Origin of the sequence: Kamptonema animale CS-326, assembly GCF_028330895.1 — a bacterium.
Taxonomy (GTDB): domain Bacteria; phylum Cyanobacteriota; class Cyanobacteriia; order Cyanobacteriales; family Microcoleaceae; genus Kamptonema; species Kamptonema formosum.
The window spans coordinates 1-4,075 of record NZ_JAQMUA010000421.1 but is presented as its reverse complement, the minus strand read 5'-3'; the positions used below and the strand labels follow the sequence as shown (position 1 = coordinate 4,075).

General features: G+C 45.1%; 4 protein-coding genes and 3 pseudogenes. 3 read left to right on the top strand and 4 right to left on the bottom strand.

The features are described from left to right. The 3 genes and pseudogenes from PN499_RS29610 to PN499_RS24750 form a co-directional block, all read right to left on the bottom strand. A partial coding sequence (locus PN499_RS29610; RefSeq protein WP_334311719.1) for a hypothetical protein occupies positions 1-49 on the bottom strand: 49 nt, incomplete at its 3' end. Beyond that, a pseudogene (locus PN499_RS29605) lies at positions 43-162 on the bottom strand (hypothetical protein); the annotation flags it as partial. The pseudogene PN499_RS29605 and the gene PN499_RS29610, both read right to left, overlap by 7 nt. Before the next feature lie 2 nt (positions 163-164). Further along, a pseudogene (locus tag PN499_RS24750) lies at positions 165-751 on the bottom strand (hypothetical protein). 131 nt (positions 752-882) lie between these two features. Here PN499_RS24750 and PN499_RS24745 point away from each other — a divergent pair. Further along, positions 883-1,749 (top strand): tRNA (5-methylaminomethyl-2-thiouridine)(34)-methyltransferase MnmD, encoded by an 867-nt coding sequence (locus PN499_RS24745; protein WP_272035544.1) that lies wholly within the window; start codon positions 883-885, stop codon positions 1,747-1,749. 101 nt (positions 1,750-1,850) lie between these two features. Next, complete coding sequence (gene glmU / locus PN499_RS24740) at positions 1,851-3,242, top strand: bifunctional UDP-N-acetylglucosamine diphosphorylase/glucosamine-1-phosphate N-acetyltransferase GlmU (protein WP_272035542.1); 1,392 nt, start codon at positions 1,851-1,853, stop codon at positions 3,240-3,242. A 235-nt stretch (positions 3,243-3,477) separates the two neighbouring features. Here glmU and PN499_RS24735 read toward each other — a convergent pair. Further along, positions 3,478-3,642 (bottom strand): annotated as a pseudogene (locus tag PN499_RS24735) (transposase); the annotation flags it as partial. A 191-nt stretch (positions 3,643-3,833) separates the two neighbouring features. Between PN499_RS24735 and PN499_RS24730 the strand changes: the two are divergent. Further along, positions 3,834-3,986 carry a hypothetical protein gene (locus PN499_RS24730; RefSeq protein WP_007356812.1) on the top strand — a complete coding sequence of 51 codons (153 nt, stop codon included), beginning with the start codon at positions 3,834-3,836 and terminating at the stop codon, positions 3,984-3,986. The last annotated feature ends 89 nt before the right edge of the window (positions 3,987-4,075 follow it).

The following is a 4,075-nucleotide window of genomic DNA, read 5'->3' as shown; positions in this document are numbered from 1 at the left end:
GGGTAATTGGTAATTGGTAATTGGTAATTGGTAATTGGTAATCGGTAATTGGTAATCGGTAATTGGTAATTGGTAATTGGTAATTGGTAATTGGTAATTGGTAATTGGTAAGAAAGCTGGGATTTCCCAGTCTTCAATCCTTGGTACCCAATCCCCAATCAATGTTATAAGATATTAATGCAAATTGACACTCCCCGGTCTGTCATACGCGGGGATTCTTGAGGACAAACTTTGGGGGATGAATCCCGCCCAAAGTTTAATTCTTAAAGGGTTTGTCAGTAACCCGCTACCCACTCGCTCAATAATTGAGTCTGTGGCAAATGATTGATTTTCGGATGATATTTGCCGCACCGTTGATATCTGCATTCAGAATTAATCTCTGAGCCGAACAGTACAAACCTCGTTTGATTCTTTTACCTGATGGTTGCCAATTGTCGGGTTTTTCACCAACTTTCACTGGCAGAAAATCTCGGTCTAAGAAGCTAGCTAAGGCTCGGAAAGAACTAAAAGATTCAGCGACAGATTTAAGGGATTGTTGAGCAACTTGCGAGTAGAGCAAGCCGTAATTTTCGTTGGTTTTGGTGATTTTGTAAAGTTCGGGATATTTAACTGCGCCTTTATCCTTAAAATAACGCTGCCTACTTTCGTAAGTGCCGACATTAAACAGATTATTTGACCATCTCAACAAGTTCTCAACAATGGATTTGTCGCGTCCCGTTAAATGCCAAATATCTTTTTGCACTGCATACATTTGGTTTCACCTCCTTTGATTTATTGTACTATACTTGGAATATCTAACTGGGAGACTAAAGTCTCCCGATCCCTTTCATCCCTGGACTAAAGTCGCAGGGTTTTCAGGGTATTTCTTATAAAAGCTCAAGGATGCAAAATACCAGTGCGTTTTCGCCACAACTAACGGCTGATGGCTCTTTTACGTTCTTTTCAGTAGAATTTGGAGAAGCTTTTCATAGCGATCGGGGTGCTAAACAGGAGGCTGAGCTTAAATTTGTGGGCCCTCTCCAACTTCGGCTCAAAGCTACAAGGCAGACACTAGCTTTGCTTGACGTTTGCTATGGATTGGGGTATAATACTGCCGCAGCTTTAGAGGCGATTTGGGAAGTTAATCCCGATTGTTGGATAGAATGGATCGGTTTGGAGTTAGATCCAGAAGTACCCAAGGCGGCGATCGCGCATCATCTGCTTCAAGATTGGTCAGATCCTATTCCCGCATTGCTGGAGGCTGTAGTTCGCGATCGCGACTTGCAAACTGATAAAATCAAGGCTAAACTGCTGATTGGCGACGCTAGGCAAACCCTCCAGCAAGTAGCAAAATCAGGATTTCAAGCAGATGCAATTTTTCTTGACCCTTTCTCCCCACCCCATTGTCCGCAATTGTGGACTGTGGAATTTTTAGGGTTGCTGGCAAAATGTTTAAAGCCAGAGGGGATCTTAGCTACTTATTCTTGCTCAGCGGCGGCGAGGGTAGCCTTGCTGGAAGCCGGTTTGAAAATTGGTTCAACTCCGCCTGTGGGGAGGCGATGGCCGGGAACAGCAGCAAGCTTTTCTGAGGCTAATTTGCCGGGACTTTCAGAGCAAGAGCGCGAACATTTAGAGACGAAAGCAGGGATTCCCTATCGCGATCGCACTTTGGCTGATACTGCGGAAATTATACTGCAACGCCGTCAGGCAGAGCAACAAGCCTCACCCAAAGAGCCATCATCCCACTGGAAAAAACGCTGGGCTAGTTAAATTCTTTTGATTTTATAAAGATTTGGTGACAATGCGATCGCCTATCATCTTAAAATGTGTAAACGCCACATCATCATCTACCAGAAATAGTAAATTCTCCCATGATAGCAATAGCAATTTTAGCCGCTGGGCGCGGTACGCGCATGAAATCTGACTTGCCCAAAGTTTTGCACGAATTGGGAGGGCGATCGCTACTCGATCGGGTGCTTTATAGTTGTATTGATATTAACCCATTGCGGCGCATTGTAATTGTTGGCTATCGGGGTGAAATGGTGAAAGAGTCTCTCAGTGGCGATAGACAACCGGAAACAAAGCCAGAATCTTTATCATTTCCGCCACTGGAATTTGTCGAACAAACTGAGCAATTAGGTACTGGTCATGCTATTCAACAATTGTTACCTCATTTAGAGGGATTTACTGGGGATTTGTTGGTGTTAAACGGCGATGTACCCTTGTTGCGATCGCAAACCCTTAAACACATGATGCAAATTCACAAAGAACACCGCAATGCAGCTACTTTGTTGACGGCTCACTTGCCTCATCCTCAAGGATATGGGAGAGTATTTGCTGATAGTCAGAATCTTGTTAAACAAATTGTAGAAGACCGAGACTGTACGGCAGCTCAGAAACAAAATCACCGGATCAATGCAGGCGTTTACTGCTTTAATTGGCCGAAATTAGCAGAAATTTTACCGCATTTAAAGGCGGACAATGACCAAAAAGAATATTACCTAACAGATACGGTAAATCACCTCGAACCAGTAATGGCCGTAGATGTTGAAGACTATCAGGAAATACTAGGAATTAACGACCGCAAACATCTAGCAACTGCTTACAATATTTTGCAAAGGCGGGTAAAAGATGACTGGATGGCAAAAGGAGTGACACTGATCGATCCTGACAGTATTACCATTGATGATACGGTAAAATTAGAAGCAGATGTAATTGTAGAACCGCAGACGCATCTGCGGGGAAAAACAGCGATCGGAGCGGGTAGTCGCATCGGGCCTGGAAGTTTAATTGAAAATAGTCAAATTGGGCAAAATGTGACTGTACTTTATTCAGTGGTTGCGGATAGCACAGTAGCCAATAATTCTCGGATTGGGCCTTACGCGCATTTACGGGGACACTCCGAAGTTGGGGAAAAGTGCCGTGTAGGTAATTTCGTAGAGTTGAAGAATGCGAAATTGGGCGATCGCACTAATGCGGCCCATTTATCCTATTTAGGTGATGCTACTTTGGGTGAGAAAGTGAATATTGGAGCTGGTACGATTACAGCTAATTATGATGGGGTGAATAAGCATCGGACGGAAATTGGCGATCGGACTAAGACGGGTTCTAATAGTGTGTTAGTTGCACCTTTAACCTTGGGGGATGATGTTACTATTGCTGCCGGTTCTGTGGTGACGGATGATGTTCCCGATGATTGTTTGGTGGTGGCTAGAGCTCGGCAGGTGGTGAAACCCGGTTGGCGGTTGCAGAAAGAGGAATAAGTTGGGAATGAGAAACCCCAAGGGTACAGTCACGGTGTCTGCCGATCGCGGGATGTTAAGACTTAGGCTTCCCCGCCTTCTGTTCGGCAGTCAACAGAAGTCTATCTGAGCCTACCAGACACAGCGCTCAACCGCGCTGCTGCCGAACAAAAAGCTATTGCGATCGCTTGTGACATCGCTTGCGATCGTTTTGATTTCACCCTTGACAAATATCAGCCTCAAATTCAAGTCATTAACGTTCTGGTAGGTCTCGCCAGGGTGCGCCAGTTCGCTCGTATCCACAGAATGCGATTGACAACCTGTCGGTGGTCGTGATTGGGCTTACCTGTTCGGGGTTTGAGCGGGGGAAGCAGAGGTTTTAACTCTCCCACTGCTCGGTGCTTAAGTCTCCTCTATTCATGAACACACCTGCCTGCGATCGCCTATTTTTACGATACAACGAGGCAAGAAAACACGCCCTAGCCCCTAGTCCTGATTATCGGAGGATCGTAGCCCCTAGTTTCTAGCCCCTAGCCATAGTTGCATTTTTTCCCACAACCTGTTACATTAATTTACATAAGTTGACAAAAGTTAATTCACGGAGTTCGCACCATGCAAGACGAAAAACGCAACATTTGGGCTTGGGGCTTCACAGAGGGAGCTGAAAACTGGAATGGTCGCTTGGCAATGCTTGGCTTCGCTAGTGCTGTGATTATTGAATTAGTTTCTGGTCAAGGCGTACTCCACTTCTGGGGATTGATGTAATCCTCCAACTAGCAATATTTTAGACATCAAGAAGTTTGGGAGTTCCTTTGGGGACTCCCAAATTTTTGAGTAGGCGATCGCTATTAGAG

What these genes read in the sequence shown, in the direction of transcription:
- PN499_RS24745 (WP_272035544.1), top strand. Translation starts at nt 883, where the DNA reads ATGCAAAATACCAGTGCGTTTTCGCCACAACTAACGGCTGATGGCTCT.
- PN499_RS24730 (WP_007356812.1), top strand. Translation starts at nt 3,834, where the DNA reads ATGCAAGACGAAAAACGCAACATTTGGGCTTGGGGCTTCACAGAGGGA.
- glmU (WP_272035542.1), top strand. Translation starts at nt 1,851, where the DNA reads ATGATAGCAATAGCAATTTTAGCCGCTGGGCGCGGTACGCGCATGAAA.